The sequence below is a fragment of the Streptomyces sp. NPDC059866 genome, from assembly GCF_042731325.1.
GTDB lineage: Bacteria > Actinomycetota > Actinomycetes > Streptomycetales > Streptomycetaceae > Streptomyces > Streptomyces flavusporus.
The window spans coordinates 34,924-60,978 of sequence record NZ_JBHWJT010000003.1 but is presented as its reverse complement, the minus strand read 5'-3'; the positions used below and the strand labels follow the sequence as shown (position 1 = coordinate 60,978).

The following is a 26,055-nucleotide window of genomic DNA, read 5'->3' as shown; positions in this document are numbered from 1 at the left end:
CAGCAGGCGAGGCCGAAGCCGTCCAGGCTCACGCCGCTGCTGGCCCGATTCTGCATCAGACATAACCGTAAGCTTTTCACCTATGTCGAGCAAGGTGAGTCTCAACATAACCGACTATGCTTTGGGTATGTCCTATACGGCCACTGAACGCTTTGGGATGGAGTCGGCCCCCGGCGGGCTCGCCCTGGTGCAAGACCTGCTCAACACCATCGGCGTGGGGGGACCGAGCCACCCGGACCTGCTGCAGGAGGTGCGACCTGCGCAGGAGTGGCTGAACGCTGCGCTGGAGCGGTGGGCGGAGGCGACCGGAGCCGGCCGGCCGCCGGACATCGCGCTCACGGAGCGGGACCTGCCCCGGCTGCGTGCGCTCCGGGACCGACTGCGAGCAGGACTGAACCACCAGAACCCGTCCGACGCCGAACCGACCCGGCCCGGCCCGGAGCCGACCGGCTCACTACGCCTCGCCCTGACCTCCGACGGTCGGATCGAGGTGCACCCGGAAGGACGGGGCGCCCGATGGATCACCTCGTCTCTGCTCGGCGAGATCTACGACGCGCAGCAGAACGACACCTGGCGGCGACTGAAGATCTGCCGATCCGAGAAGTGCGCTGTGGCCTTCTACGACCGCTCGCGGAACAACAGCGGGGTCTGGCACGACGTACGCGTCTGCGGCAACGCCGTCAATCTGCGGGCCTCCCGGGCCCGCCGCAGGCAGTTGCCCTGACCACCGGTGGCGCATCGCCGCCAAGCAGCCCGCGCCCCTCGCGGAGTCCGCGTTGTTGCGAACGCCCTGGACGTGGCCGGGTGGTGCTGCAGCCCGATGTACCGACGTGCACTCCAGCTCGCCGTCCGCTACGAGGCGACCGTACTGGTCGCAGCCATCAACGAGTGGCTGTGACCAGCACTTTCGAAATACGCCCCTAGAGCCCGAACAGGCTAGGGTCCGACGCCAGCTCTTTGAAGACCTCCCGGGGATCGGTGACCAGCCTGCGCTCCTCGAGGTTGAGGAGGCCGCCGACCGCCGTGATCTCGGCCGCCACCGTGCCGTCCGTCTTGCGGATCGTCTGCTCGATGCGGAACGTCTTGCCGCTGCCCCAGTCGAAGGCGCACGTCACCTCGACCTCGTCGCCCGCGAGCAGCTCCCGCTTGTAGCGGATCGTCGTCTCCAGGGCCACCGGGCCCACGCCCTTGCCGATGAGACCGGCCTGACTGATGCCGGCGGCCTGCAGCAGCGACCAGCGGGCATGCTCCGCGTAGTTGAGGTACACGGCCTGGTTGAGGTGCCCCTGCACATCCGTTTCGTACCCACGGACGGTCACCGGAACGGAAAACGGCTCGGTCACGACTTCCCCTTCTCCTGCCGCGGTCGGTGGTTCAACCGATCCTGACATGTGCCCCCTACATCCGTCGCGGAGAAGCCAGGAGATAGCGCGCCCTCGTCCGCGGCTCCGTGTACTCGCCGACCTGCCAGCCCGCCTTCTCCAGTGTGGCCGCGCAGGCCCGCAGCCCCTCGGGATCCGGTTCGCGGACGGCCACCGCCTCCGGCTGCGGGGTCGCCCGAACCCGGTAGCCCGCGGCATCCGGCTCCGGCCCGGCCGGGAGGTGACCGGCCGCCTCCAGGGCGAGCGCGGCGGCCTGCACCAGATGCTTACGCTCCCACCCGCACGGCCGGTCCATGGCACCGTCCGGATTGGTCATCCGGCGCAGCTCCAGCAGCCCCTGCCAGGCGCTGTGCACCTCCCGGACGCGGGCCGGACCCATCTCCGGGGCGCCCTCCTCACCGCCGATACGGGCGGCGAACACACCGGAGGCGGCGGGAGCCTCCACCGCAGGCTCGGGGGCTTCGGGCGCCGCCTCCCGTATTCGATGCCCCGCCGGCGTCAGAAAGTGATCGTGCGGCGGCCGCGGATGCCGGAAGGCGAGCCCCCGCTTCACCAGCGCCGCGAGCTGTGCCTCCGTACCGCGCAGCCGCCCGGTGACCGGATCGGCGGCGTCGATGACACGCCGCTGGGCGGCGGTGGGCGGTCGTGTCACGGCATGCTCCTTCCCGGCGCCGGCCACTGTTCCCATCGCTTCGAAGGCTACGACGGCGGTCTGACATTCCACCCGGCGATCACCGGCCGCCCGTGCTCCGTGCTCAGCCGGCACAGCGTGCCCGTCGCCAGCTGGAACAGCGCGCCGGCCGCCGGAGACAGCCCCAGCCGCCGCGCCGTCAGCACCCGCAGGAAGTGCCCGTGCGACACCAGCACCACACACCCCTCGGTGTTGGCGAGCGCGGCGTCCACCTTGGCCAGCATCCGGTCGGCACGCTCCCCGACCTGTTCCACGCTCTCGCCGGGATGCTCCGGCGGCCCGGGCAGCACCCCGTCCGCGAACAGGAACCAGCCGGGCCGGTCACGCTGGATCTCGACGGTGGTGATCCCCTCGTAGCCGCCGTAGTCCCACTCCGCGAGATCCGCATCGACCCGTGGGCCGTGCAGCCCGATCAGCTCCGCCGTCTCCCGGGCCCGCTGCAGCGGGCTGACGAACGCGGCCCCGATCCGGTGCGAGCGGATCAGCGGCACCAGCGCGCGCGCCTCGTCCCGCCCGTGCTCGGTCAGCGGCACATCGGTCCGCCCGGTATGCCGCCCGGACCGCGACCACTCGGTCTCCCCGTGCCGGACGAGAAAGAGATCACCCATGCGGCACAGGCTAGGAGCCTGCTACTGCCGATAGCCGCTCAAAAACCGCCCGATCCGCCCGATCGCCGCCTCCAGATCATCCGCGTGCGGCAACGTCAGGATCCGGAAGTGATCCGGCGTCGGCCAGTTGAAGCCCGTGCCCTGTACGACCTGGATCTTCTCCCGCAGCAGCAGGTCCAGGACGAACTTCTCGTCGTCGTGGATCTTGTGCACCTTGGGATCGATGCGCGGGAACGCGTACAGCGCACCCTTGGGTTTCACGCACGACACGCCGGGGATCTCGTTGAGCTTCTCCCAGGCCACGTCGCGTTGTTCGCGCAGCCGTCCGCCCGGTGCGGTCAGTTCGCGGATGGACTGGCGGCCGCCGAGCGCGGCCTGGATGGCGTACTGGGCGGGCGCGTTGGCGCACAGGCGCATGGAGGCCAGCATGGTCAGACCCTCCAGGTAGTCGCGCGCGTGCTGCTTCGGGCCCGTCACCACCAGCCAGCCGGAGCGGAAGCCCGCCACCCGGTACGTCTTCGACAGTCCGCAGAAGGTCAGGACCACCAGGTCGGGCGCGAGCGCGGCGGTCGAGTGGTGCACGGCGTCGTCGTACAGGATCTGGTCGTAGATCTCGTCGGCGAACACCATCAGTCCGTGCCGGCGGGCGAGGTCGAGGATGCCCTGGATGATCTCCTTCGGGTAGACCGCGCCGGTGGGGTTGTTGGGGTTGATGATGACGACGGCCTTGGTGCGGTCGGTGATCTTCGCCGCCATGTCGTCCAGGTCGGGGTACCAGTCGGCCTGCTCGTCGCACAGGTAGTGGACCGCCTTGCCGCCCGCGAGGGTCGTCACCGCCGTCCACAGCGGGAAGTCCGGGGCCGGGATGAGGACTTCGTCGCCGTCCTCCACCAGTGCCTGTACGGCCATGGAGACCAGCTCGGAGACGCCGTTGCCGAGGAAGACGTCGTCGACGCCGACCTCCAGGCCCAGGGTCTGGTAGCGCTGGGCCACGGCCCGGCGGGCGGAGAGGATGCCGCGCGAGTCGGTGTAGCCGTGCGCCTGCGGGAGCATCCGGATCATGTCCTGGAGGATCTCCTCCGGAGCCTCGAAGCCGAAGACGGCGGGGTTGCCGGTGTTGAGGCGCAGCACGCTGTGGCCCGCTTCCTCCAGCGCGTCGGCCTGCTCGATCACCGGGCCGCGGATCTCGTAACAGACCTCGCTGAGCTTGCTCGACTGCCGGAACTCCATGCGCCCCTCCGGTATCTGGTGTTGCTTGGTTTTACCAAGTTTCAGCTTGGAAAGTCCAACGACATGTCTAGACTGCGTCGCATGTCACCTCGCCGAAGCTACGACCAGTACTGTTCCGCAGCCCGCGCGCTCGACGTCGTGGGCGACCGCTGGACCCTGCTGATCGTCCGCGAACTCCTCGCCGGCCCCCGCCGCTACACGGACCTGCACGCGGATCTGCCCGGCGTCAGCACGGACGTACTCGCCTCGCGGCTGAAGGACATGGAACGGGACGGGCTGTCGACGCGCCGTCGGCTGCCGCCGCCCGGTGCGGCCTATGTGTACGAACTCACCGGCCGGGGGCGTGAGTTGCTGCCGGTGCTGCAGGCGCTGGGCGTGTGGGGGCAGGCCGAGCTGGGGGAGCGGCGGCCGACGGACGCGGTGCGGGCGCACTGGTTCGCGCTGCCCCTGCTGCGGGCTCTGGAGGGTGAGGGGCTCGTCGAAGTGCGGCTGAAGGAGGGGGACTTCCATGTGTACGCCGGTGCCGTGGACGGTCCCGTGTACGGTGACGGGCCCGCCCCCGCCGAGCCCGACGTGCGGCTGGTGCTGAACACCGACACCTGTACGGCCGTGGCGCGGGGGGAGTTGAGCGTGGCCGACGCGGTGCGGGACGGCCGTATCACCGTGACCGGCGACGGGACGCTCGCCAAGGCATTGCGCGACGTGTAGCGAAACGCCCGCCGCACCGAGGTGGGTGCAGCGGGCCTCGACGTCATGGGTCAGACCCTCGGCGGCCGCCCCGACCCGCGCGTCAGCGCATACCCGCCGACGCCCGCGAGCGCGGCCAGCGCACCGCCCACCGCCGTCCACACCCACCGGTCGGACCACCAGCCCGACGCCCAGCCGTCCTCCGGCTCGATGCTCGACAGAACGGCCGACGCCGACGCATCCTCCTCGGACCGGGCGGCGGCCCCGGGCACCAGCGGCTCGGCCAGCGAGCCGTCCACCGCCGCCGACCCGCCTATGTCCTTGGCGTCCACCCGCACCTCGGCGCTCACCGGCAGACCCAGGTCGGACGTGGGCAGGCCCACCGCGGTGAGGCGGATGTAGTACGTGCCCGGCAGCGGGTCGTTGGCCCACGGCTCGGACCAGGCGCGGATCGTGCGCAGCGTGCACGCCAGATCGACGGAGGCCGCCCCCGATGCGGCGGTGCGCGTCTGTGGGCCGTACTGGCAGGCCTGGCGGCGGCGCAGCCCGTCGTACACGTCGATCTGCCAGGTCTCGGCGGCGTGCGTGTCCGGCAGTTTCACCGTGGCCTTGACGGTCGGGCGCTGTCCGGCGTCCGCTGGGAACGACCAGTACAGGTAGTCGCCTGCTGAGGCGTTCGCCGTCGCGGTCTGGCCCTGGTCGACCTCGGTCGCCGTACGGAACGACGTGCCCGCCTCGGTCGGGGCCGAGCTCTCGCCCGAAGGGGACGGCGTGGCATCGGCCACCGCGGGGCCCGCGGCCAGCCCGAGCGTCAGCAGGGCTGCGCCCCACATCTTCGCACCCAACATCCTCGTAGTACGCATCAGTTGGTCCTCCAGACCGCGACCCGCCAGCGCGACAGCCAGCCCCACAGCAGACCCCCGGCGAAGCCGGTCAGCACCAGGATGCCGAGCAGCCACCAGCCGCGCCCGAGGCCGAAGGCGGCCACGTCGCTCGACGGCGACGGTTCGTCCACCACGTCGATCGTCAGCTCCAGCGGCAGACCCGGCGTGGTCTTGACGCCGACGGCCGCCGAGAAGGAGTGGGTGACCTGGAGGCACACGGTCTCGGCGGCGGGCTTGTCGGCGTCATCGTCGTCGCCCTCCCCCTTCGGGTAGCGAAGTCCTGTCGAGATCACATCCGTACGGCCGTTGCCCGCCGCCTCGCCGCGCACGATCTCCCGGCCGTGCACCGTGACCGCACGCAACAGCACCCCGTAGCCGGGATTCACGTCCCGGTCCGCCGACAGGCTCACCGAGGCACGCAGCTCCCGGCCCGGCAGTACGTCCACCCGGTACCAGCGCTGCTGCCCGAACTCCGCGCGGTCGGTGTACAGGCCGGACTCCAGCGCCGGCGCCTTCGCGCATTCCGCGGCGCCCTCCATCGCCACCGGCGTCACCACCGGATCGGCGGCGCGGTCCACCAACTGGTTGACCCGGTCGGTGAGTTCGTCGGCGTGCTCCACCGAGGTGTACGTGCCGCCGGTCGCCTCGGCGATGCAGCTGAGCTGCTGCCGCATCTTGGTGTTGGGCACCAGGCCCAGGGTGTCGATGGTGAGACCGATGCCCTTGGCCGCGATCTCGCGGGCCACCTCGCACGGGTCGAGCGGGGCGCAGGTGTCCTCGCCGTCGCTGATCAGCACGATGCGCTTGGAGCCGGTTCCGCCGTCGAGGTCGTCGGCCGCCTTCAGCAGCGCCGGCCCGATCGGGGTCCACCCGGTCGGCGCCAGGGTGGCCACGGCCGCCTTGGCCTCGGTGCGGTCCAGCGGGCCGACCGGGTAGAGCTGCGCGGTGTCCTTGCAGCCCGTCTTCTGGTTGTCGCCCGGATAGTTGGCGCCGAGCGTGCGGATGCCGAGCTGTACGTCCTCGGGCGTGGCGTCCAGCACCTCGTTGAACGCCTGCTTCGCCGCGGCCATCCGCGACTGCCCGTCGATGTCCCGCTCCCGCATCGAACCGCTGACGTCCAGTACCAGGTTGACCTTGGGCGCGGCGGCCGTGGTCTCGTCGGCGAGCGCCGCGGTCGGGAGAGCGATCCCGGCCGTCAGCGCGGCGAACAGGACGCAGACTCCTGCCGCCCGCCGTTGTCTTGTGATCATCGGCGGATCTTATGGAGCAGTGGTGTCCCGCACCAAAACGGAAGATCACAGAAGGGGATTGGGCAGCTCGGCCCACTGGTCGCCGGGCAGGCCCGGCGACAGCCGCATCAGAGTCAACGCCTTCGCGGGCAGGGGTTCCTCGCACAGTGCGACGAGATCCGGGGTGCGCGGCAGATCCCGTACGGCGGTCTCCAGCGCGGCCCGCAGGGCTGGCCCGGACCCCGCCGTCCCGGCCAGCGCGCCCGCCACCAGCGACCCGAACAGCTTGCGGCGCAGGGCCGGCACGTCGTCCGTGAGGATCCGGGCGGGCAGTTCCGGGACCGGGATGCCGTGCCGGGCCAGCCGGGCCGGGCTGACCCGGATGTCGGCGAGGTCGCGGTACACCAGCCGCAGCGGGGCGCCCGTCGCGGACAGGACGACCAGGAGGTTCTGGCCGTGCGCCTCCAGGGCCATGCCCAGCTCCAGCAGCCGCAGCCCGACCGTGACGGCCAGCCGGGTGAACTCGCCGAGCCAGGCGGCGGATTCCGGCAGCTCGGTGGTCGCCAGGGCGGCCACCGGCAGCACCTGCTCGCCCGGCCCGGCGTACTCCTGCGGCGACTCGCGCAGGACGGCCCCGAGATCGGGCGACCCGTCCGTGACCGCGCCGAGCGTGCGGGTGACGTGCAGCAGGCCGTCCGCGTGCGCCGCCATGTCCTTGGCGAACGCGGACAGCGTCATGGAGGCGGCGATCGACCCGACCGAGATGTCCCGCACCGAGGACGTCAGGCGGGCGCTCAGCGCGGTCTTGACGTGCGGTCCGCCGTCCAGGGCGAGCGTGCGCAGCGACATCAGCGGGTGTCCGGTGAGCCGTGCCTCGCACGGCCGCTTCAGCACATGTGCCGCCTGCCACGGGTGCACCGGGACCAGCACCCGTCGCCCGTCCCGCAGGGCGTCCGGCCACTCACCGGTGACCAGGCACGCCTGAGCCGGGACCGGCACCAGACCCAGCCCCACGTGCGGCCCGTGCTCGGGCGCGTAGGCGAGCTGCTCGGCCACCGAGAAACCCGGCCGGGAACGGCAGTTGGGATGGAACGGATGACCGTCCACCACCCGCTGCTCCCACTCCCAGTCACTCGCGGGCCACTCTTTCGGGTGCGAGGGCCGCCCGGCCCGCGACAGCGCCAACGACGCGGCACTGTGGTCGAGTTCGGCCACGAGGTCCGCGCCGTGCGGTACCGCGAGGTCCGTCATCAGCCGTGCCGGACGCTCGTACGTCACGTCGTCCAGCCGTACGGCGGTGACGTACGCGGCGGTCGCGTACGGATCCGGGGCCGGTCCGTGCAGCCGGCGGCCGTCCCGAAGGCGCAGGGTGAGGCCGTCCCGGTCGGGGGTGCGGTCCTCGACCCAGGGCAGCGGCTCATGAGTCAGCGCACGCCACAGCCGGGTCAGCACGGCCGCCCGGGCGCCGGGCAGCTCGGCCGCGTACCGCGCGGCGAGGTCCGGGCGCAGGACGGACAGCTCGTCGGCGACCTCGGCCTCGGCGGTGGGGGGACGGTGCACGGGCGGGCTCCTCGAAACGGCTCGGGCGCGGACAGGGCGGTCACGGCGGGCTGTGACGACAGCGATACTGATCGTCTCCGCACATATGAACCGTAGGGAACGAGTGGAACGCGTGGACCCCATCCTCCCGCCCGTCGGCGCAGCCGCCCCAGCACGTGACGACGTCGCCGACCGGGCCGACGCGTATGCGGCGGCGCCGCTGCTCAACTGCCTGCTGCGCGAGGTGGCGCTGCCGCTTCCGGGCCGGCCGGGGGTCCACCGGCTGCCCGGCGTGGACCGGCTGCTGCGGGTGCACGGCGGGCGGCGGCCCGTGGAACCGGAGCTGTACGCGGCCGGCCGCTGGCATCGCCTCGACCACACCGAACTCGTCAAGCTCGTGGCCGAGGAACTGCACCGCCACACGGGTCTGCCCAACCACGAGCTGCCCGCGGAGATGCTCGACAGCCGCAACGCCGTCGCCGCCCTGCTCGCCGCCCGCGCCCGCGCCACCCCGCCCGACGACCCCTATCTGCGCTCCGAGCAGTCCCTCGTCACCGGCCACCCCCACCACCCCGCCCCCAAGGCCCGCGGCGGCGGCCCGGTGGCCGGCTGGCTGCCGTACGCGCCCGAGGCGCACGCCCGTTTTCCGCTGGTCCTGCTCGGGCTGCGCGAGGACACCGTCGTCGAGGAGGGCGACACCGCGGCGCTCGACGCACTCGGGCAGGCCCCGCCCGGCTACCGGCTGCTGCCCGCCCACCCCTGGCAGCTCGACCTCACCGCCCGCGACCTCGCCCCGGCCTTCGCCGACGGCCGTCTGATCCGCCTCGGCACCACCGAGTGGCCCGCCTGGCCGACGGCCGCGATCCGCACGGTGTACGCCCCCGAGCGCGACCTGTTCCTGAAGTTCAGCCTCGATGTGCGGATCACCAACGACGTACGGCGGCTGTGGCGGCACGACCTGCTGAAGCTGCACCGTATCGACACCGCGGTGACCAGGGCCTTCGCGGGCGGCCCGGCGGCCTGGCTGACCGACCGCGGCTACCGCACCGCCGGCTTCGCCTTCGAGGAGCTCGCCGTCCTCGTCCGTGACGGAGTGCGCAGCCATGTCCTGCCCGGCGCGACCCCGTTCCTGGCCGCCGGGCTCGTGGAGGGCTTCGCGGGCAGCCCGCTGGACGGTCCGGTCGACCCGGCCGGCTGGTGGGAGGCGTATCTGCGCCAGGTCGTGCCCCCGGTCCTGTCGGCCTTCGCCGACCATGGCGTCGTACTGGAGGCGCACCTGCAGAACTCGCTGGTCGCCTGCGCCGCCGACGGCACCCCGGTGCAGGCACTGTTCCGGGACGCCGAGGGCGTGAAGCTGCTGCCGGACGTGTCACGGGCAGCCGGCTGGGAGCGGCTGGTGTACTGCCTGGTCGTCAACCATCTGGTGGAGCTCGCCGAGGCCCTCGCCGAGCGCCACGCCGGCCTCGACCCGTGGCCGGCCGCCCGCCGCGAACTGTCCCGGCACGACCTCCCGGAGGTCAGCAGCCTGCTCACCTCGCCCACGCTCCCCGCCAAGACCAACCTGCTGCTGCGCTGGACCGGCGCGGACGGCGCCGCCGCCCGCTACCGGCCGCTGCCCAACCCGCTGGTCAGCGCGTAATTGCCGATCGGCAAGGAAGCCACCTGCCGTACGCTGGCCGGTGTGCTGCGCGACGTGACTGCCGTTCGATACGTGACCCCGCTGAGGTCCGGCGGCTCCGTGCCCGGAGTCGTCGAGGCCGACGACCTGGGGACGTACGTCGTGAAGTTCACCGGCTCCGCACAGGGCCGCAAGGCGCTGGTCGCCGAGGTGATCGTCGGTGAACTGGCCCGCGCCCTCGGCCTGCGCTTCCCCGAACTGGTCCTGGTGCACTTCGACCCGGCCATCGCCGATCACGAGCCGCACCAGGAGGTACGCAACCTGCACTCGGCCAGCGCCGGCGTCAACCTGGGCATGGACTACCTGCCGGGCGCGAAGGACTTCACGCCGGAGCTCGCCGGGACCTTCCCGGTCGACCCGCTGGAGGCCGGCCGGATCGTCTGGCTCGACGCGCTCACCGTGAACGTCGACCGCACGGTGCACAGCTCCAACCTGATGGTCTGGCCCACGCTCGGCATCGCACCCCCACGCCTGTGGCTGATCGACCACGGCGCCGCCCTGGTCTTCCACCACCGCTGGGACACCTCCGCGCCCGACAAGGCGTACGACTTCCGCCACCACGCCCTCGGTCACTACGGGCCCGACGTACGGGCCGCCGACGCCGAACTGGCGCCCCGGGTGACCGAGGAGCTGCTGCGCGAGGTGCTGGCGGAGGTGCCGGACGCCTGGCTGGCGGACGAGCCCGGCTTCGCGACGCCCGACGAGGCGCGCCGCGCGTACGTGGACTATCTGCACGCGCGCGTGGCGGCGTCCGAGGCCTGGCTGCCCACGGACTTCCCCACCCGGGAGGAACTCGCCGCCGAGCAGGCGCTGCGCGCGGCGAGGACACAGCAGGGCCGCCCGGAGTGGCTCAAGCGGGTCCCCGACCTGCACGGCAAACCGGCGGCGGAACAGGATTGGTCGGTGCACCTGGGATGACCCACCGAGTCCAGATCGAGTACTGCACCCAGTGCCGGTGGCTGCCCCGCGCCGCCTGGCTGGCGCAGGAGCTGCTGACGACGTTCGAGGCCGAGCTGACCGAGCTGTCGCTGAAGCCGGGCACCGGCGGGGTCTTCGTCGTGCGGGTGAACGACGAGGTGGTGTGGGACCGCCGCGAGCAGGGCTTCCCCGAGCCGACGGCGGTCAAGCGGCTCGTACGCGACCGAGTGGCCCCGGAGAAGTCCCTGGGCCACTCGGACAAAACGGCGTGACGCGTGAGCCTCAGCCCTTGAGCTGCTCGTACGCGGGCAGTGTCAGGAAGTCCGCGTAGTCCTCGTCGAGGGCGACCTTCAGCAGCAGGTCGTGGGCCTGCTGCCAGTTGCCGGCCGTGAAGGCCTCCTCGCCGATCTCGGCGCGGATGTTCGCGAGCTCCTCGGCGGCGACCTTGCGGGCGAGGGCGGCGGTGACCTGCTCGCCGTTGTCGAGGACGACGCCCGCGTTGATCCACTGCCAGATCTGCGAGCGGGAGATCTCCGCGGTGGCCGCGTCCTCCATGAGGTTGAAGATCGCGACCGCGCCCAGGCCGCGCAGCCAGGCCTCGATGTAGCGGATGCCGACCTGCACGGCGTTGACCAGTCCCGCGTAGCTGGGCTTGGCGTCGAGGGAGTCGATGGCGATGAGGTCTTCCGCCTTGACGTCGACGTCCTCGCGCAGGCGGTCCTTCTGGTGGGGCTTGTCGCCGAGCACCCGGTCGAAGGACTCCATGGCGAGGGGGACCAGGTCGGGGTGGGCGACCCAGGAGCCGTCGAAGCCGTCACCCGCCTCGCGGTCCTTGTCGGCGCGGACCTTCTCGAAGGCGACTTTGTTGACCTCGGCGTCCCGGCGGGACGGGATGAACGCCGCCATGCCGCCGATCGCGTGCGCACCGCGCTTGTGGCAGGTGCGGACGAGGAGTTCGGTGTACGCGCGCATGAAGGGGGCGGTCATCGTCACCGCGTTGCGGTCCGGCAGGACGAACCTGGGGCCGCCGTCCCGGAAGTTCTTGACGATGGAGAACAGGTAGTCCCAGCGGCCGGCGTTCAACCCGGAGGCGTGGTCGCGGAGTTCGTAGAGGATCTCCTCCATCTCGTACGCCGCCGTGATCGTCTCGATCAGGACGGTCGCGCGGACGGTGCCCTGGGGGATGCCGACGTAGTCCTGCGCGAAGACGAAGACGTCGTTCCAGAGGCGGGCCTCCAGGTGCGACTCCGTCTTCGGGAGGTAGAAGTACGGGCCCTTGCCGAGGTCGAGCAGGCGCTGGGCGTTGTGGAAGAAGTACAGGCCGAAGTCGACGAGGGCGCCGGGGACGGGACGGCCGTCCGGGTCGGTGAGGTGCCGCTCGTTCAGGTGCCAGCCGCGGGGCCGCATGACGACGGTCGCCAGCTCCTCATCGGCCTTGAGTGCATACGACTTGCCCGACGCCGGGTCCGTGAAGTCGATGCTGCGGGTGTAGGCGTCGATCAGGTTGAGCTGGCCGAGGACGACGTTCTCCCAGGTCGGGGCAGATGCGTCCTCGAAGTCCGCAAGCCAGACCCTGGCGCCCGAGTTCAGGGCGTTGATGGTCATCTTGCGGTCGGTGGGGCCGGTGATCTCGACCCGGCGGTCGTTCAGCGCGGCCGGGGCGGGCGCGACGCGCCAGGTGGGGTCCTCGCGGATCTGTGCGGTCTCCGGGAGGAAGTCGAGCGTGGAGGTGCGGGCGATCTCGGCGCGGCGTTCCGCGCGGCGGGCGAGGAGTTCGTCACGCCGGGGCGTGAACCGGCGGTGCAGCTCGGCCACGAAGGCGAGCGCCGCGTCGGTGAGGACCTCCTCCTGCCGGGGCAGGGGCTCGGCGTCGACGATGGCCAGCGGAGACGGCGCTGGTGCGGACATGAGCTGTCACTTCCTTCAGCGAGCTACTTCAGCGAACCACGTGCATCACCGCCGTGCCGTGGCACCGGGTGCCAGGGGCACGAAGGGGGCGGTGGACGCCCGTAGGACGGCTCGGGCGCTTCTGGTCAGTGGATACTAGTTTCCTCATGGTGGAAGTTCAATGGTTTGTTGATGTCGAGATTCTCCGGGTCGAGGCAAGGTGGCGCTCGGTGCCACCCCGCTCACTCAAGGTGGACCAGGTCGGCCTCGGTGTCGATGTCGAAGGCGCGGGCCACGTCCCCGCACTCGACGAGCGTGATCTCCTGCTCATGGGCCTTCAGATAGGCGCGTGCCCCCCGGTCGCCGGTCGCAGTCGCGGCGATGCCCGCCCAGTGGACGGCGCCCAGGAGGACCGGGTGACCGCGCACCCCGTCGTATGCGGCCGACGCCAGCGACGACTCGCCCCGGTGGGCGGCGAGCACCCGGGCCACCGCTTCGGGGCCGATGCCGGGCTGGTCGACCAGCGAGACCAGCGCGGCCCGCGCCGTCGTCCCGGCGAGCGAGTCCAGCCCGGCGCACAGTGAGGTGCCCATGCCCTGCTTCCAGCGCGGGTTGTCCACGAGCACACAGCCGGGCAGCTCCGCCCGCTCCCGTACGGCGTCCGCGCCGGCCCCCAGGACCACATGCACGCGGGTGCACCCGGCCGCGCGCAGCACCGCCACCGCGTGTTCGACCAGCGGTCGGCCCCGGTGTTCGAGCAGTGCCTTGGGCCGTCCGCCGAGCCGGCGTCCACCGCCCGCGGCGAGGAGCAGTCCCGCGACGGGCTGTTCGTTGCGATCCGTCATGGGTCCTGCATACCTGACCCCGGGTGGACTCGGCGGTCTCCACGGACTGAATTTCGGTCCCCGCGGTGGCGCATCCGTACCGGGTGGCGTTTACTGGCCCGCGTCCCCCGGCGCCCGCCCAACGCCACGGGGCCGCACGGCGGGATCGGACATCACTGCGCACAACGGCGTGCCAGGGGGGAGAGCTGTGTTGCGGAGCTTGGGGCAGAGGTCAGTGACCGGCAGCGACGAGGATCCGAGAGTGGCGGAACTGCGGACCGCCGTGTCCCGGCTGCGTCGCGAACTCGCCGCGCACCCTGCCGAGTTCCCCGACCGGGCCGTTGCCGAGGACGAGCTTGCGGCGCTCGCCGCGATGACCTCCGACGGCACCCCCGAGATCCCCCGGCTGCGCCGCTCCCTGCTGCTGATCGCCGGCGCGATCGGCTCCGTGAGCGCGCTGTCGCGAGGGCTGTCGGACGTACGCAGCGCGGTGGAGCTGTTCGGCCCGCCGCCGCGCCGCTGACCCGTACCCGTCGGCGGACTCAGGCGCCGGAACTCGCCAACGCCTGGGACAGTTCCGTCGCCACCTGCTGGAGCACCGGCACGATCCGGTCCGTCGCCGCCTCCGTCACCCGCCCCGCCGGGCCCGAGATCGAGATCGCGGCGGCGGTGGGGGAGTCGGGCACCGACACCGCCAGGCAGCGCACACCGATCTCCTGCTCGTTGTCGTCGACGGCGTAGCCGAGGCGGCGCACGTCGTCGAGCGCGGCGAGAAAGCCGTCCGGCGTGATGATCGTCTTCTCCGTCGCGGCGGGCATCCCGGTGCGGGAGAGCAGGGAGCGCACCTCGTCGTCCGGGAAACCGGCGAGCAGCGCCTTGCCGACGCCCGTGGAGTGCGGCAGGACGCGCCGGCCGACCTCGGTGAACATGCGCATCGAGTGCTTGGACGGCACCTGGGCCACATAGACGATCTCGTCGCCGTCGAGCAGTGCCATGTTGGCCGTCTCGCCGGTCTCCTCGACCAGTCGGGCGAGGTAGGGGCGGGCCCAGGTGCCGAGCAGCCGGGAGGCGGACTCGCCGAGGCGGATCAGCCGCGGGCCGAGCGCGTAGCGGCGGTTGGGCTGCTGGCGGACGTAACCGCACGCAACGAGCGTCCGCATGAGGCGGTGGATGGTGGGCAGCGGCAGCCCGCTGCTCGCGGAGAGCTCGCTCAGGCCGACCTCACCGCCCGCGTCCGCCATCCGCTCCAGCAGATCGAAGGCGCGCTCGAGGGACTGGACACCGCCGCCGCCTGCGGGCTTGGCGGAGTCGGTGGTGCTGGCGCTGGACGTCGGCACGGCGCGTTCCTTTCGGCACAGGCAGAACGGGCGGGAAAGGCAGCAGCCTACCCGGCAGTCGGTCGACTCCCCGCTTGTGCGTAGCTACGTTCTGCGTGTTGGAATGCTAATTCCGCTTTGTGGAAACGTCCAGAGAGCGGGCGTCGGGTGCACCGTGGAGAAGTGTGCCCTTGACGGCGCAGGAACGGGGGTGAAGACTCCTTCAACAGAAAGTTGAATTCCGTTACGCGGAAGTCAACGGCGGCAGAGAGGGGTCCGGGTGTCCGACGCTGAACTGGTGCTGCGCTCGACGCGCGTCATCACACCCGAGGGAACGCGCGCCGCGTCGGTCGCGGTCGCCGGGGGCAGGATCGCAGCCGTACTGCCGTACGACGCTCCCGTCGGGGGCGTCCGCGTGGAGGATGTCGGCGACCACGTCCTGCTGCCCGGCCTGGTCGACACCCACGTGCACGTCAACGACCCCGGCCGCACCGAGTGGGAGGGCTTCTGGACCGCCACGCGCGCGGCGGCGGCCGGTGGCATCACCACCCTCGTCGACATGCCGCTCAACTCCCTCCCGCCGACGACCACGGTCGAGAACCTCCGTACGAAACAGAAGGCCGCCGCCGACAAGGCCCACATCGACGTCGGCTTCTGGGGCGGCGCCCTGCCCGGCAACGTCAAGGACCTCCGCCCGCTGCACGACGCCGGCGTCTTCGGCTTCAAGGCCTTCCTGTCGCCGTCCGGTGTGGACGAGTTCCCCCACCTCGACCATGAGCAACTCGCCCGGTCCCTGGCCGAGATCGCCGCCTTCGACGGCCTGCTGATCGTGCACGCCGAGGACCCGCACCATCTCGCCGCCGCCCCGCAGCAGGGCGGACCGAAGTACGCCCACTTCCTCGCCTCGCGGCCCCGCGACGCCGAGGACACCGCGATCGCCCACCTCATCGCGCAGGCCAAGCGCCTCCACGCGCGCGTGCACGTGCTGCACCTCTCCTCCAGCGACGCACTGCCGCTGATCGCCGAGGCCCGCGCCGAGGGCGTCCGGCTCACCGTCGAGACGTGCCCCCACTACCTGACCCTGACGGCCGAGGAAGTCCCGGACGGGGCCAGCGAGTTCAAGTGCTGTCCGCCCATCCGCGAGGCCGCCAACCAGGACCTGCTCTGGCAGGCGCTGGCCGACGGCACCATCGACTGCGTGGTCACCGACCACTCGCCGTCGACCGCCGACCTCAAGACCGACGACTTCGCCACCGCCTGGGGCGGCATCTCCGGCCTCCAGCTCAGCCTGGCGGCGGTGTGGACCGAGGCCCGCAAGCGCGGGCACACCCTGGAGGACGTCGTCCGCTGGATGTCCACGCGGACGGCGGAACTGGTCGGACTGGGGCACAAGGGCGCCATCGAGGCCGGCCGGGACGCCGACTTCGCCGTCCTCGCACCCGACGAGACCTTCACCGTGGACCCCGCGGCCCTCCAGCACCGCAACCGCGTCACGGCGTACGCCGGCAAGACCCTCAGCGGCGTCGTGAAGTCCACCTGGCTGCGCGGCGAACGCATCGTGGCGGACGGCGAGTTCACCGCACCGAAGGGGTGCCTGCTCACCCGCACCCCCTGAATCCCCACTCTCGAAAGGAAGCCCTGATCACCGTGACGGCGCAGCATCAATTCCCTTTGGCGACCTTCACCGGCGACGCGAATCCCTACGCCGGCGGCGACCCCTACGCGGACTACCGCACCGCCGACTTCCCCTTCACCCAGTACGCCAACCTCGCCGACCGCCGCCTCGGTGCCGGAGTCATCGCCGCCAACGACGAGTTCTTCGCCCAGCGCGAGAACCTGCTGGTGCCCGAGCGCGCCGAGTTCGACCCCGAACACTTCGGGCACAAGGGCAAGATCATGGACGGCTGGGAGACCCGACGCCGCCGCGGCGTCTCCGCCGAGCACCCCTGGCCCGCGCCCGACGACCACGACTGGGCGCTGGTCCGGCTCGGCGCGCCCGGCGTCGTCCGGGGCATCGTGGTCGACACGGCCCACTTCCGCGGCAACTACCCTCAGGCGGTCTCGATCGAGGGCGCCTCGGTGCCCGGCTCCCCGTCCCCGCAGGACCTGCTGGCCGACGACGTGAAGTGGACGACGCTTCTCCCGCGCACCCCGGTCGGCGGCCACGCGGCGAACGGTTTCCCCGTGTCGGTGGAGCAGCGCTTCACCCACCTGCGCGTCAACCAGCACCCCGACGGCGGCATCGCCCGCCTGCGGGTGTACGGCGAGGTGGTCCCGGACCCCGAGTGGCTGTCGGTGCTGGGCACCTTCGACGTGGTGGCCCTGGAGAACGGCGGCCAGGTCGAGGATGCCTCCAACCTGTTCTACTCGCCGGCCACCAACACCATCCAGCCGGGCCGCTCCCGCAAGATGGACGACGGCTGGGAGACCCGCCGCCGCCGCGACCGGGGCAACGACTGGATCCGCTACCGGCTCGTCGACCGGTCCCGGATCCGCGCGATCGAGATCGACACCGCGTACCTGAAGGGCAACAGCGCGGGCTGGGCGTCGGTGTCGGTACGGGACGGCGAGGACGGCGAGTGGACGCAGATCCTGCCGCGCACCCGGCTCCAGCCCGACACCAACCACCGCTTCGTCCTGCCCACGCCCGCCGTCGGCACGCACGCGCGCGTGGACATCTTCCCGGACGGAGGCATCTCCCGCCTGCGCCTGTTCGGCTCCCTGACGCAGGAGGGCGCGACGCGGCTCGCGGCCCGGCACCAGGAACTGGGCGGCTGACCTCACCCGACCCGCGGGCGCACCGGGCCGCACCGGTGCGCCCGCGTGGCTCACGCCGCGTGCCCGCCGTCGACGCAGAACTCGGCTCCGGTGACGTACGACGCCCCCGCCAGGTGGGCGACCGTCGACGCCACCTCCTCGGCCGTCCCGAAGCGTCCCAACGCGGTCATCGCCGCCTGGCCGGCCGCGTACGGGCCGTCGGCCGGGTTCATGTCGGTGTCGATCGGCCCGGGATGGACGATGTTCGCGGTGATCCCGCGTCCGCCCAGCTCCCTCGCCAGGGCCTTCGTCAGACCGATCAGCGCCGACTTGCTGGTCGCGTAGAGCGTCCCGCCGGGCCCCGGCACCCGCTGGGTCATACAGGTGCCGACGGTGATGATCCGTCCGCCGTCCGTCATGCGCGCCGCGGCCGCCTGGGAGGCCAGGAACACGCCGCGTACGTTCACGGACAGCACTCGGTCCACATCGGCGAGCGCGATGCTGTCCAGTGGCCCGAGCAGCCCGACGCCCACGTTGTTCACCAGCACGTCGAGGCCGCCGAGCGCCTCCGCCGTCCGCCGCACCGCTCCCGCAGCCTCGTCCGCGTCGGCGGAGTCCGCCCGCAGAGCCACGGCCCGGCGCCCCAGCGTCTCGACGGCCCGTACGACGTCGTCCGCCGCCTCCTTGCCGTGCACATAGGTGATCGCCACATCGGCGCCCTCACGCGCCAGCCGCACCGCCGTCGCCGCTCCGATACCGCGGCTGCCCCCGGTCACCAGGGCAACCTTGCCATGGAGGATTCCTCGAGAAGTCATGCGTCCATTCCACCGACGGCCCCACGAGAGTGCTGGCGGCGAACGGACACCGAGGTCGCACGGCCGGAACTTCCGACTCACCGATGAGTTGCGGGCGCCGGTGGGGTCCGACCTGATGACAGCAGGATCCGCCCACGCAGACCCAGGAAGAAGGCACCCGTCATGGGCAAGCTCGTCCTCACCTCCTTCGTCACCCTCGACGGCGTCCACCAGGCCCCCGGCGGCCCCCAGGAAGACACCCGCGACGGCTTCGAGCAGGGCGGCTGGACCGTTCCGTACGCCGACGAGGACTTCGGCCGGTTCGTCAACGAGGTCTTCGAACGCGTCGGCGCGTTCCTCCTCGGCCGCCGTACCTACGACATCTTCGCCGCGTACTGGCCGAAGGTGACCGACCCCGACGACCCGATCGCCGGCCCGCTGAACGCCCTGCCGAAGTACGTCGCCTCCAGCACCCTCACCGACCCCGACTGGGCCGGCACGACCGTGATCGGCGGTGACCTCGCCAAGGAGGTCGCCGACCTCAAGGAGCGCACCGACGGCGAGCTCCAGGTGCACGGCAGCGGAGCGCTGGCCCGGTCGCTGCTCGCGCTCGGCCTGATCGACACGGTCCACCTGCTGACCTTCCCGGTCGTGCTCGGCGCCGGCCGCCGCCTGTTCGCGGAGGGAACCGTCCCGACCGCCTTCCGGCACACCGGCGGCCGGATCACCGCGGCGGGCGTGTCCATCCAGACGTACGACCTGGCGGGTCGCCCGGAGTACGGCTCGTACGAACTCCCGGAAAACGCCTAGTCGGACGGCATACGCCCCGGTGCGGCGATCAACCCCGTGCGAGTCACCGCCGGACTCCACGCCCGCCCGCGGCGATCATCCGCGCCGAGCCGGAGCCCGACGGCTCATTCCGCGGGTTCTTCGTGGAGGGCGGCCAGCGCGGTGGCGAGCTTGCCCCGGCTGGTGATGCCCAGGCGTGGATAGATCCGGTACAGATGGGCCCCGACGGTGCGGTGCGAGATGAACAGCCGCTGGCCGATCTCCCGGTTGCTCAGCCCCTGCGACGCCAGCACGGCTATCTGCATCTCCTGAGCCGACAGCTGATCGCTCTCGTACGGGTGACGCCGACCGCTCGACTCACCGGCGGCGCGCAGCTGCTCGAGGGCCATCTCCGCCCAGGGCTGCGCGCCGGCCCGTTCGAACTCGTCGCGGGCCAGTCGCAGCGGGTGCCGGGCGTCCACGTTGCGGCGCTGCCGGCGCAGCCGGCGGCCGTGGTGCAGATGCAGCCGGGCACGCGCCAACGTCCAGTCCGCCGGCAGCGCGGTGAGCGCCGCGGCGTACCGCTCCTCAGCTGTGTCGTCGGGTGCCAGCACCGCGTCGGTGTAGGCCCGCGCGACCACCATCATTTCCGAGGGCAACCGGTCGGCCAGCTCCGGAAGTTCGGTGAGCAGGCCCCGGGCCTGCTCGACGGTGCCCGCGGCCACCGCCGCGTCCGCCAGGTCCGGCGCGAGCAGCCAGCGGCTCACGGAGTGGTAGTGCGGGTCGGCCGGATCGAACGCGCGCGCGAGAATGTCGTACGCCTCGGTGGCGCGGCCGTCGAAAAGAGCGAGCAGACCGTCGATCTGCTGCGCCATCACCGTGACGAACGGCATCCCGGAGAACAGACTGTGGGTGCGTAGTTCGTAGACCAGCCGCGCCGCGGCCTCGGTCTCCCCGCGCAGCGCTGCCACCAGGCCGGCTGTCGCCTTCACCCCCAGCCAGACGATCCATTCACCGGTCTCCTCCGCCAGGGCGATCCCCTCGCCGGACTCCTCTCGAGCCCGGTCCAGCTGACCGAGGTACACCCGCGGCCAGCTGCCGGCCAGAGAACGGGCGAGCAGCCCGAGCCTGCCCTGCGACCGCCAGGACGCAGCCGCCAGCGACAGGTACCGGGCGGCGCGGCTGATCTCGCCCACGACCATTGCGCCGCTGCCGAGGAAGTGCAGGATCCGGCCGTCCTGGCGGTTCGGCTCGATGCTGCGGAGCCGTGCGATCACGTCGGCCCCGTGTCGGTACGGGTCGGTGTATGCCCGTACCGTCAGCACGTGGGGGGCGTCCGGATCGGGGTTCCAGCGATCGAGTTCGGCTGCGGCCTGAGCGCGCACCTGTGCGTCGCCGTCCTGGAAGAAGCATCGTGCGGCGGCCCGCCACAGCAGGTCCTCGGCGATGCCCGCGGCTCCCGCATCCATCGCTCCGGCCGCCGCGGTGACCATGTCCTGGATCCGTCGGTGCGGCTCGTCCGGTTCGAATGCGGTCCTGTCGGACACCACCATGAGGCGGGCCTGCTCCACCGGGCCGAGCACGCTCATGTCGGCACGGTCCAGCAGCATCTGGGCGTTGACGCGGTCGTTGATCTCGGCGGACAGCTCGGCTGCCCGGACCAGGATGCCGGTGCGGCGGCGCGCGTCCTGCACAAGCTCGGCCGCCTGGCGCAGGGCCGGGACGGCCGCCGCCACCTTGCCCCGGGCCTGCGACGCGTCGGCGAAATGCTCGAGCCGGGCGGCCAGATCCTCGTCCGGGCCGAGCGTGGCAGCTGCCTCGTGGGCGAGTTGGAGCCCGGGCGTGTCCGCCAACGCCGCTGCGAGGGCGCGGTGGGTGGCCAGCCGGTCGGCGACCGTGGCGCGGGTGTAGATCGCCGAGCGCATCAGCGGATGCCGGAACTCGGCGGTACGGCCGACCAGCGTGACCAGGCCCGCGTCGACCGCCTCCTGCAGCGCGTCCACGGAGACCGCGGAGCCGCAGAGACGACTCGACACCTCCAGCAGCCGGCTCAGCGGTGCGGTCGGCTCGGCGGCCAGGGCCAGGAGGAAGGTGCGGCACTCCCGGCTCGCAGAGTCGGTACGCGCGGCGAACGCGGCCTCCAGTCGCTGGGTCAGCGGCAGGTCGTCCCACTGCGCGGACATGCCCTGCACCGCCTTGGGCAGCTCGACCAGGGCCAGCGGATTACCTGCGGCACGCTCCAGGACGAGCGCTCGCAGCGGCGCGGGCAGGCCGGGCGCGCCGGCATCGAGCAGATCGGCGGCCGCCGCCCGGCCGAGCGGTTCCAGATGGAGGTCCGGGTACATGCCCAGGCTGAACTCGTCGGTGGAGTGGATCCGGGCGGCAGCGATGACCAGGATGGGAAGGTCGCGGGTGCGCCGGGAGACGAACCTCAGCACGTCCCGGCTGGACGAATCGAACCACTGCAGATCGTCGAGCAGCAGCAGGAGTGGCTGCTGGTCGGCTGCGTCGGCGAGCAGTTCGAGTACGGCCAGTCCGACCCGGAATGCCTGGGGCTCGGTCTCCGTGGCGCTGAACGCGTCGGTCAGCGCCTCCCGCTGCGGCTCCGGCAGGTTCTCGATACCGTCGGCGGCCGGTTGCAGCAGCAGCTGCAGTGCGGCGAACGGCAGCCACTGCTCGGTCTCCACCCCGGATGTGCGCAACACCCTGAAACCGCTGTCGGCCGCCTCGGCGCCGACCGTGCGCAACAGAGCCGACTTTCCGACACCGGCGGTGCCGTGGACCAACAGCGCGCCGCCCTGCCCGGCCGCCGCGTCCGTCAGCAGACCGCGCAGGCTGCGCAGCTCCTCATCACGGCCGATCATCGCGCGGGTGCGGGCCTCGCCGGGTGTCCGGTCGTCGGCACGATGGGCAGTGGGCTGAGCATGTGGAGGTTCCTCTGAAACGGCTTACTTCGCGCCACATGCTACCCGTCCGGCGATTTCTCGCAGCAGATGGGTGTTCGCCATCGGGTGAGCGGTGCACGACGACTCGTCGCACGGCGAGTGATCGTGCACGACACGGAGTCACACAGATGGTCACGTCATATTTCGTCCAGCAGCTGACTGACAGGGCTGTCGATACCCAAGTGACGTTCTTCTTCCCCCAGAGGTACAAGTTCCAGGATGCGCTCGAGGAACGCGTCGATCACCTTTGCCGGCGCGGCCACAACGTCCATTTCTGCACCCGAGCGCAACGAGATGAATACCACGCCGGAACCGTGGATTTCGGAAGGCCAGATCTGGACGTCGCCGGCACCACTGAGCTGCTTCTGGCCGGACAACAGGAGCTCGCGCCCGAATCTCCACTCGACGGTCATATCGGTGTGCGCATTGAATATCACGCACACTGAATACGGGTCGACGCTGTCGTAGTGGAATTCTGTTACGACCGGCAGATACCTCTGCCCTCTGATGAGCCGCACGACCGTCCGGCACGTCACAAGCTCGGGTTGGTTGTCCACCCACCCCCCGTGGACAGCTTCTGCTTTCCTGGTCATCGATTCATCCCTTCCCCGCTTCCTGCCCCGAGGGTTACTGATCGGTGTCCGACCGGTACATCGGGTCGCCAGAAGTCTGGGGGCCGGTTGAGACCTGAAGCATCAGTCAAGTGACTATGGGCGGCAGCGCGTAGCCGAAGTGCTGCCTGTGGCCGATGATCGGCGGATGCGTCCGCTGAAGCACGGCTACACCAACCGCACCGTCGGCGACGGTGCCCTCGTGGAGAAGACCTATGAAGGTCCCGATGCCGAACTCAGGCTCCGTCGCGAACACGCACTGCTGACCAGGCTCCGGGGCCGGTTGCCCGTGCCGCCGGTACACGCAGCGACCGCGGCCACCCTTACGCTCGGCTTCGTGGCCGGCGTGCCCGGCCAGGAACTCCTGGACGCCGGTCAACCTGCGGCGGTCCTCGCGAGCTGCGGGAAGCTGTTGCGCCGCATCCACGGAACCGCACCGAGCGTGCTGACGGTGGGCGCGCACAGGGCGGGCAAGGTGCTCGTGCACGGTGACTTCGGCCCCCACAACGTGCTGCTCGATCCCGACACCTTCGAGGTCACCGCAGTGGTCGACTGGGAGTTCGCGCACCTCGGGGATCCGGTCGAGGACCTGGCATGGTGCGAGTGGATCGTGCGGATGCACCACCCCGAGTCACGCCATGCACTCGGCCACTTCTTCCGGGCCTACGGTGGGGAGGTGCCGCCCTGGCCGGTCCGCAGGGCCGCCATGCTGACCAGATGCGAGGCGCTGCGGCAGTTCTGCGACCGGTGGGAGCCGAATGGTCCGGGCGTGAGACAGTGGCAGAAGCGCGCTACTGCGACAGCAGGCTGGCAGGCGTAAGGCCGTGTGGCCACAGCTCGTGATCAGGCGCCGCGCACTGTGGTGTGGCGGGTACGCGAGTCGATGAACGCGGCGATCTTGCTCGGGTTGAACACCCACATCACCTGGTGAACGCCTTCCTGGGAGGCCGCTATCGTCATGAAGGTCGCGGGCCGGCCGTCCCGGTAGAGCAGCACGCCGCTGCGTCCGTTGGCCTCCACGGGGCGGACGTCCGCCACGCCCCAGAACCGCCGAGTGGCCGTTGCCAGGTTCGCCACGCGTGCGCGGCCCAGAACGGGGACGCGAGCGGCGCCCCGGATGCCGTTGCCGTCGGACAGGCTGACGGCATCCGGTGTGAGGAGGGCCTCCAGTGAGGCGACATTCCCCGTCTGCGCTGCCGAGACGAAGGCTTCGAGAAGTTGTCGGTGCACCGCCGTGTCCACGGTCTCCCGCTGGTCGGCCGCGAGATGCTTGCGGGCCCGGCTCACGATCTTCCGGACGTTGACGAGACTGAGCTGGAGCATTTCCGCGATCTCGGCATAGGCGTAGTCGAACGCCTCCCGTAGCACGTATGCGGCCCGCTCCGTGGGAGTCAGCTTTTCCAGTACGAGGAGCAGCGCAAATTCCAGGGCTTCGGCCCGCTCGGCGCCCAGCTCGGGATCGGTGCTCGTGTCCACGGGTTCGGGAAGCCACGGGCCGATGTAGGTTTCGCGGCGTACACGGGCCGACTGAGCCACGTTGATGGCCAGCCTGGTGGTCGTACTCGACAGAAAGGCCACAGGGCTGACCACCACCGAGCGGTCGGTTCTCTGCCAGCGCAGCCAGACTTCCTGAACCACGTCTTCAGCCTCGACCGCGCTTCCCAGCACACGGTATGCGATGCCGAAAAGGCGTGGACGGAGCTCCACGAAGACAGCCACGGCATCGTCCAGGGTGCTTTCCGCGGGGGATGACTCGAGATCCATGATCCTGCTGTCTCCGTTCCTCCGAGTAACAGCTGTTCCGATCGCGTCCGCTTCATTGACCGGGTGGATCCCCGCTCTGTGACAGGTTTGCCGTACCGAATTGCCGCCCCGCGTTCGGTCGGCCCGTTCGTGGCGGAAGCGCCGCTGCTGGTGGCCTCAGTCCCCGGGTTGCCCGGGCGAGTCGTTGTGCGGCCTCGGCGGGCCGGGAGGAGCGCTGGGTTGGTTCCAGGCGCGGAGTTTGTCGGGATTGAGGATGATCCAGACCTGGACGATGTGAGGGCCCGCGATGTCGAGGCTGATGATGGCGACGACTTGGTGGTCGTACCGTACGAGGAGGCCAGTGCGTCCGTTGACGGAGTGGGTGTCGAGGGTGGTGCGGGGGTGGCGGGTGAGGAGGGTGAGCAGGCTGCGGGCGACGGGGATGTTGCCGTGGACGGGTTTGACCAGGGCCCTGACCTTGCCGCCGCCGTCGAAGAAGGCCGTGGCGTCGGGGGCGAGCAGTGAGGCCAGGAGGGCTTCGTCCTGGGTGGTGCAGGCCTGGTGGAGGGCGCGGGCCAGGGCGTCGTGCTGCTGGGGTGGGGTGGGCCGTGCGCGGCGGGCGCGCAGGCTGCGACGGGCGCGGTCGGCCAGTTCGGCGCATTCCGGTTCGCTCTGGCGCACGATGTCGGCGACCGCGCCCGGGGCCATGCCGAAGACGTCGTTGAGGACGAACGCCGCCCGCTCGGCGGGAGGCAGGGCATCCAGCGCGTCCAGCAACACCCCGCTGATCTGTTGCTCCAGCGTCTCGGGGATTTCGGCGGCCTGCGGTGCGGTGCGGGTCGGGTGATCCTGGCCGGTGCGGTCGGGCAGGGTCAGGCGGGCCAGGCAGATACTGCCGGCCACTTTCGCCAGCCAGGAGCGCGGCGTCGTGATCCGGGCGCGCACCGGGTCGGACAGGGCGTACCAGCGCCGGTAGGTCGCGTCTATGACACTCTCGGCCTCCACACTGTTGCCCAGCATCCAGTAGGCGACATCGAGCAGGTGCCGCCGCTCGTCGAGCAGCTCCGCGATCGGTACCGCGTCATCGCCACGGTCCATACGGCATCCTCCCTCTCTCACACCACCACACACCACAACCACCAGGGCGATCGGTCTCATCGAAGTTCGAGAGGGGCCTCAGCAGATCTGGTGCCGCGGCTCTCCTTATTCGTCCGCTCGACAACTCAGACCGGACAGACGTGGATCCTGTGACATCGGCCCGGCCAGGACCGCGGCGGCGGCCCCTGGACCCCGCCCACGCGCGGCAGGGCCGCACCTCGCCATGGAAGTCGCATACCCGGCGGATACGGCAGAAGGTCCAGGGGCGGCACCTGCGACCGACACACCGTGTGCAGCCTCAGCCCGGCCACACCGTCACACACCATGCCCGTGACAGGTGGCCGTACGACGCAGCGTGTCACACCATCAAGGCGAGGGAGGAGCGGTGGTTCCCGTCCTGACCAGGCGCGCTTCCTGGCCTCCACACACAGGGCCGTGCGCTGTCCGAAGTGAGGTCACTTCGGAC

25 protein-coding genes are annotated in these 26,055 nt (G+C 71.2%); 10 read left to right on the top strand and 15 right to left on the bottom strand.

Features of this window, described 5'->3' with window-relative positions:
• Positions 1 to 127: 127 nt before the first annotated feature.
• Positions 128 to 724 carry a CGNR zinc finger domain-containing protein gene (locus tag ACFV7R_RS04695; RefSeq protein WP_385259879.1) on the top strand — a complete coding sequence of 199 codons (597 nt, stop codon included), beginning with the start codon at positions 128 to 130 and terminating at the stop codon, positions 722 to 724.
• Positions 725 to 920: 196 nt separating this feature from the next.
• Here ACFV7R_RS04695 and ACFV7R_RS04690 read toward each other — a convergent pair whose 3' ends face one another.
• The 4 genes from ACFV7R_RS04690 to ACFV7R_RS04675 are packed head-to-tail and all read right to left on the bottom strand — an operon-like array spanning position 921 to position 3,911.
• Positions 921 to 1,343 carry an acyl-CoA thioesterase gene (locus ACFV7R_RS04690; RefSeq protein WP_385259877.1) on the bottom strand — a complete coding sequence of 141 codons (423 nt, stop codon included), beginning with the start codon at positions 1,341 to 1,343 and terminating at the stop codon, positions 921 to 923.
• 55 nt (positions 1,344 to 1,398) lie between these two features.
• Positions 1,399 to 2,034: a hypothetical protein gene (locus tag ACFV7R_RS04685; protein WP_385259875.1), complete on the bottom strand. Its 636-nt coding sequence runs from the start codon at positions 2,032 to 2,034 to the stop codon at positions 1,399 to 1,401.
• 47 nt (positions 2,035 to 2,081) lie between these two features.
• A complete protein-coding gene (locus tag ACFV7R_RS04680) occupies positions 2,082 to 2,681 on the bottom strand; it encodes a histidine phosphatase family protein (protein ID WP_385259873.1) in 600 nt (199 codons plus the stop codon).
• Positions 2,682 to 2,702: 21 nt separating this feature from the next.
• Positions 2,703 to 3,911 carry a pyridoxal phosphate-dependent aminotransferase gene (locus ACFV7R_RS04675; RefSeq protein WP_385259871.1) on the bottom strand — a complete coding sequence of 403 codons (1,209 nt, stop codon included), beginning with the start codon at positions 3,909 to 3,911 and terminating at the stop codon, positions 2,703 to 2,705.
• 81 nt (positions 3,912 to 3,992) lie between these two features.
• Here ACFV7R_RS04675 and ACFV7R_RS04670 point away from each other — a divergent pair, with 81 nt between their 5' ends.
• Positions 3,993 to 4,619, top strand: coding sequence for a winged helix-turn-helix transcriptional regulator (locus tag ACFV7R_RS04670; RefSeq protein WP_385259869.1), 627 nt, complete (start codon positions 3,993 to 3,995; stop codon positions 4,617 to 4,619).
• Positions 4,620 to 4,669: 50 nt separating this feature from the next.
• On the opposite strand, the gene ACFV7R_RS04665 is transcribed toward ACFV7R_RS04670, so the two are convergent.
• The 3 genes from ACFV7R_RS04665 to ACFV7R_RS04655 are packed head-to-tail and all read right to left on the bottom strand — an operon-like array spanning position 4,670 to position 8,271.
• Positions 4,670 to 5,461: a hypothetical protein gene (locus ACFV7R_RS04665; RefSeq protein ID WP_385259866.1), complete on the bottom strand. Its 792-nt coding sequence runs from the start codon at positions 5,459 to 5,461 to the stop codon at positions 4,670 to 4,672.
• Entirely contained in the window at positions 5,461 to 6,732 is a 1,272-nt protein-coding gene (locus ACFV7R_RS04660; protein ID WP_385259864.1) for a VWA domain-containing protein, read from the bottom strand. The genes ACFV7R_RS04665 and ACFV7R_RS04660 overlap by 1 nt, the downstream gene beginning before the upstream one ends.
• A gap of 45 nt (positions 6,733 to 6,777) precedes the next feature.
• Entirely contained in the window at positions 6,778 to 8,271 is a 1,494-nt protein-coding gene (locus ACFV7R_RS04655) for an IucA/IucC family protein (protein WP_385259862.1), read from the bottom strand.
• A 103-nt stretch (positions 8,272 to 8,374) separates the two neighbouring features.
• On the opposite strand from ACFV7R_RS04655, the gene ACFV7R_RS04650 reads away from it, so the two are divergent.
• The 3 genes from ACFV7R_RS04650 to ACFV7R_RS04640 are packed head-to-tail and all read left to right on the top strand — an operon-like array spanning position 8,375 to position 11,118.
• A complete protein-coding gene (locus tag ACFV7R_RS04650) occupies positions 8,375 to 9,889 on the top strand; it encodes an IucA/IucC family protein (protein ID WP_385259861.1) in 1,515 nt (504 codons plus the stop codon).
• Between the two features lie 42 nt (positions 9,890 to 9,931).
• A complete protein-coding gene (locus tag ACFV7R_RS04645; RefSeq protein ID WP_385259858.1) occupies positions 9,932 to 10,846 on the top strand; it encodes a HipA family kinase in 915 nt (304 codons plus the stop codon).
• Positions 10,843 to 11,118 (top strand): SelT/SelW/SelH family protein, encoded by a 276-nt coding sequence (locus ACFV7R_RS04640; RefSeq protein WP_129801419.1) that lies wholly within the window; start codon positions 10,843 to 10,845, stop codon positions 11,116 to 11,118. The genes ACFV7R_RS04645 and ACFV7R_RS04640 overlap by 4 nt, the downstream gene beginning before the upstream one ends.
• A 10-nt stretch (positions 11,119 to 11,128) precedes the next feature.
• On the opposite strand, the gene aceB is transcribed toward ACFV7R_RS04640, so the two are convergent.
• Positions 11,129 to 12,754, bottom strand: coding sequence for a malate synthase A (aceB, locus tag ACFV7R_RS04635; protein WP_385259855.1), 1,626 nt, complete (start codon positions 12,752 to 12,754; stop codon positions 11,129 to 11,131).
• 221 nt (positions 12,755 to 12,975) lie between these two features.
• Entirely contained in the window at positions 12,976 to 13,578 is a 603-nt protein-coding gene (locus tag ACFV7R_RS04630) for an NTP transferase domain-containing protein (protein ID WP_385259853.1), read from the bottom strand.
• Positions 13,579 to 13,765: 187 nt separating this feature from the next.
• Between ACFV7R_RS04630 and ACFV7R_RS04625 the strand changes: the two genes are divergently transcribed.
• Positions 13,766 to 14,080 carry a DUF5955 family protein gene (locus ACFV7R_RS04625; protein ID WP_129801416.1) on the top strand — a complete coding sequence of 105 codons (315 nt, stop codon included), beginning with the start codon at positions 13,766 to 13,768 and terminating at the stop codon, positions 14,078 to 14,080.
• Positions 14,081 to 14,099: 19 nt separating this feature from the next.
• On the opposite strand, the gene ACFV7R_RS04620 is transcribed toward ACFV7R_RS04625, so the two are convergent.
• Positions 14,100 to 14,894, bottom strand: coding sequence for an IclR family transcriptional regulator (locus ACFV7R_RS04620; protein ID WP_385259850.1), 795 nt, complete (start codon positions 14,892 to 14,894; stop codon positions 14,100 to 14,102).
• Between the two features lie 259 nt (positions 14,895 to 15,153).
• Between ACFV7R_RS04620 and allB the strand changes: the two genes are divergently transcribed.
• Positions 15,154 to 16,488, top strand: coding sequence for an allantoinase AllB (gene allB, locus ACFV7R_RS04615; protein WP_385259848.1), 1,335 nt, complete (start codon positions 15,154 to 15,156; stop codon positions 16,486 to 16,488).
• 32 nt (positions 16,489 to 16,520) lie between these two features.
• Entirely contained in the window at positions 16,521 to 17,651 is a 1,131-nt protein-coding gene (gene alc / locus ACFV7R_RS04610) for an allantoicase (protein ID WP_385259845.1), read from the top strand.
• A gap of 50 nt (positions 17,652 to 17,701) precedes the next feature.
• Here the strand turns inward: alc and ACFV7R_RS04605 are convergent, their stop codons facing one another.
• On the bottom strand, positions 17,702 to 18,445 hold the full coding sequence (locus ACFV7R_RS04605; protein ID WP_385259842.1) for an SDR family oxidoreductase: 744 nt from the start codon (positions 18,443 to 18,445) through the stop codon (positions 17,702 to 17,704).
• Between the two features lie 162 nt (positions 18,446 to 18,607).
• On the opposite strand from ACFV7R_RS04605, the gene ACFV7R_RS04600 reads away from it, so the two are divergent.
• Positions 18,608 to 19,234: a dihydrofolate reductase family protein gene (locus ACFV7R_RS04600; protein WP_385259840.1), complete on the top strand. Its 627-nt coding sequence runs from the start codon at positions 18,608 to 18,610 to the stop codon at positions 19,232 to 19,234.
• 104 nt (positions 19,235 to 19,338) lie between these two features.
• Here the strand turns inward: ACFV7R_RS04600 and ACFV7R_RS04595 are convergent, their stop codons facing one another.
• Positions 19,339 to 22,056, bottom strand: coding sequence for an AAA family ATPase (locus tag ACFV7R_RS04595; protein WP_385259837.1), 2,718 nt, complete (start codon positions 22,054 to 22,056; stop codon positions 19,339 to 19,341).
• 218 nt (positions 22,057 to 22,274) lie between these two features.
• On the bottom strand, positions 22,275 to 22,730 hold the full coding sequence (locus ACFV7R_RS04590; protein WP_385259835.1) for an SsgA family sporulation/cell division regulator: 456 nt from the start codon (positions 22,728 to 22,730) through the stop codon (positions 22,275 to 22,277).
• A gap of 166 nt (positions 22,731 to 22,896) precedes the next feature.
• Between ACFV7R_RS04590 and ACFV7R_RS04585 the strand changes: the two genes are divergently transcribed.
• The gene (locus ACFV7R_RS04585) at positions 22,897 to 23,568 is read left to right on the top strand and encodes a phosphotransferase family protein (RefSeq protein ID WP_385259834.1); all 672 of its coding nucleotides are present in this window, start codon (positions 22,897 to 22,899) and stop codon (positions 23,566 to 23,568) included.
• Positions 23,569 to 23,591: 23 nt separating this feature from the next.
• Here the strand turns inward: ACFV7R_RS04585 and ACFV7R_RS04580 are convergent, their stop codons facing one another.
• Together ACFV7R_RS04580 and ACFV7R_RS04575 are read right to left on the bottom strand one after the other, a co-directional pair.
• Positions 23,592 to 24,512 carry an RNA polymerase sigma-70 factor gene (locus tag ACFV7R_RS04580; protein ID WP_385259833.1) on the bottom strand — a complete coding sequence of 307 codons (921 nt, stop codon included), beginning with the start codon at positions 24,510 to 24,512 and terminating at the stop codon, positions 23,592 to 23,594.
• 156 nt (positions 24,513 to 24,668) lie between these two features.
• The gene (locus ACFV7R_RS04575; protein ID WP_385259830.1) at positions 24,669 to 25,589 is read right to left on the bottom strand and encodes an RNA polymerase subunit sigma; all 921 of its coding nucleotides are present in this window, start codon (positions 25,587 to 25,589) and stop codon (positions 24,669 to 24,671) included.
• Between the last annotated feature and the right edge of the window lie 466 nt (positions 25,590 to 26,055).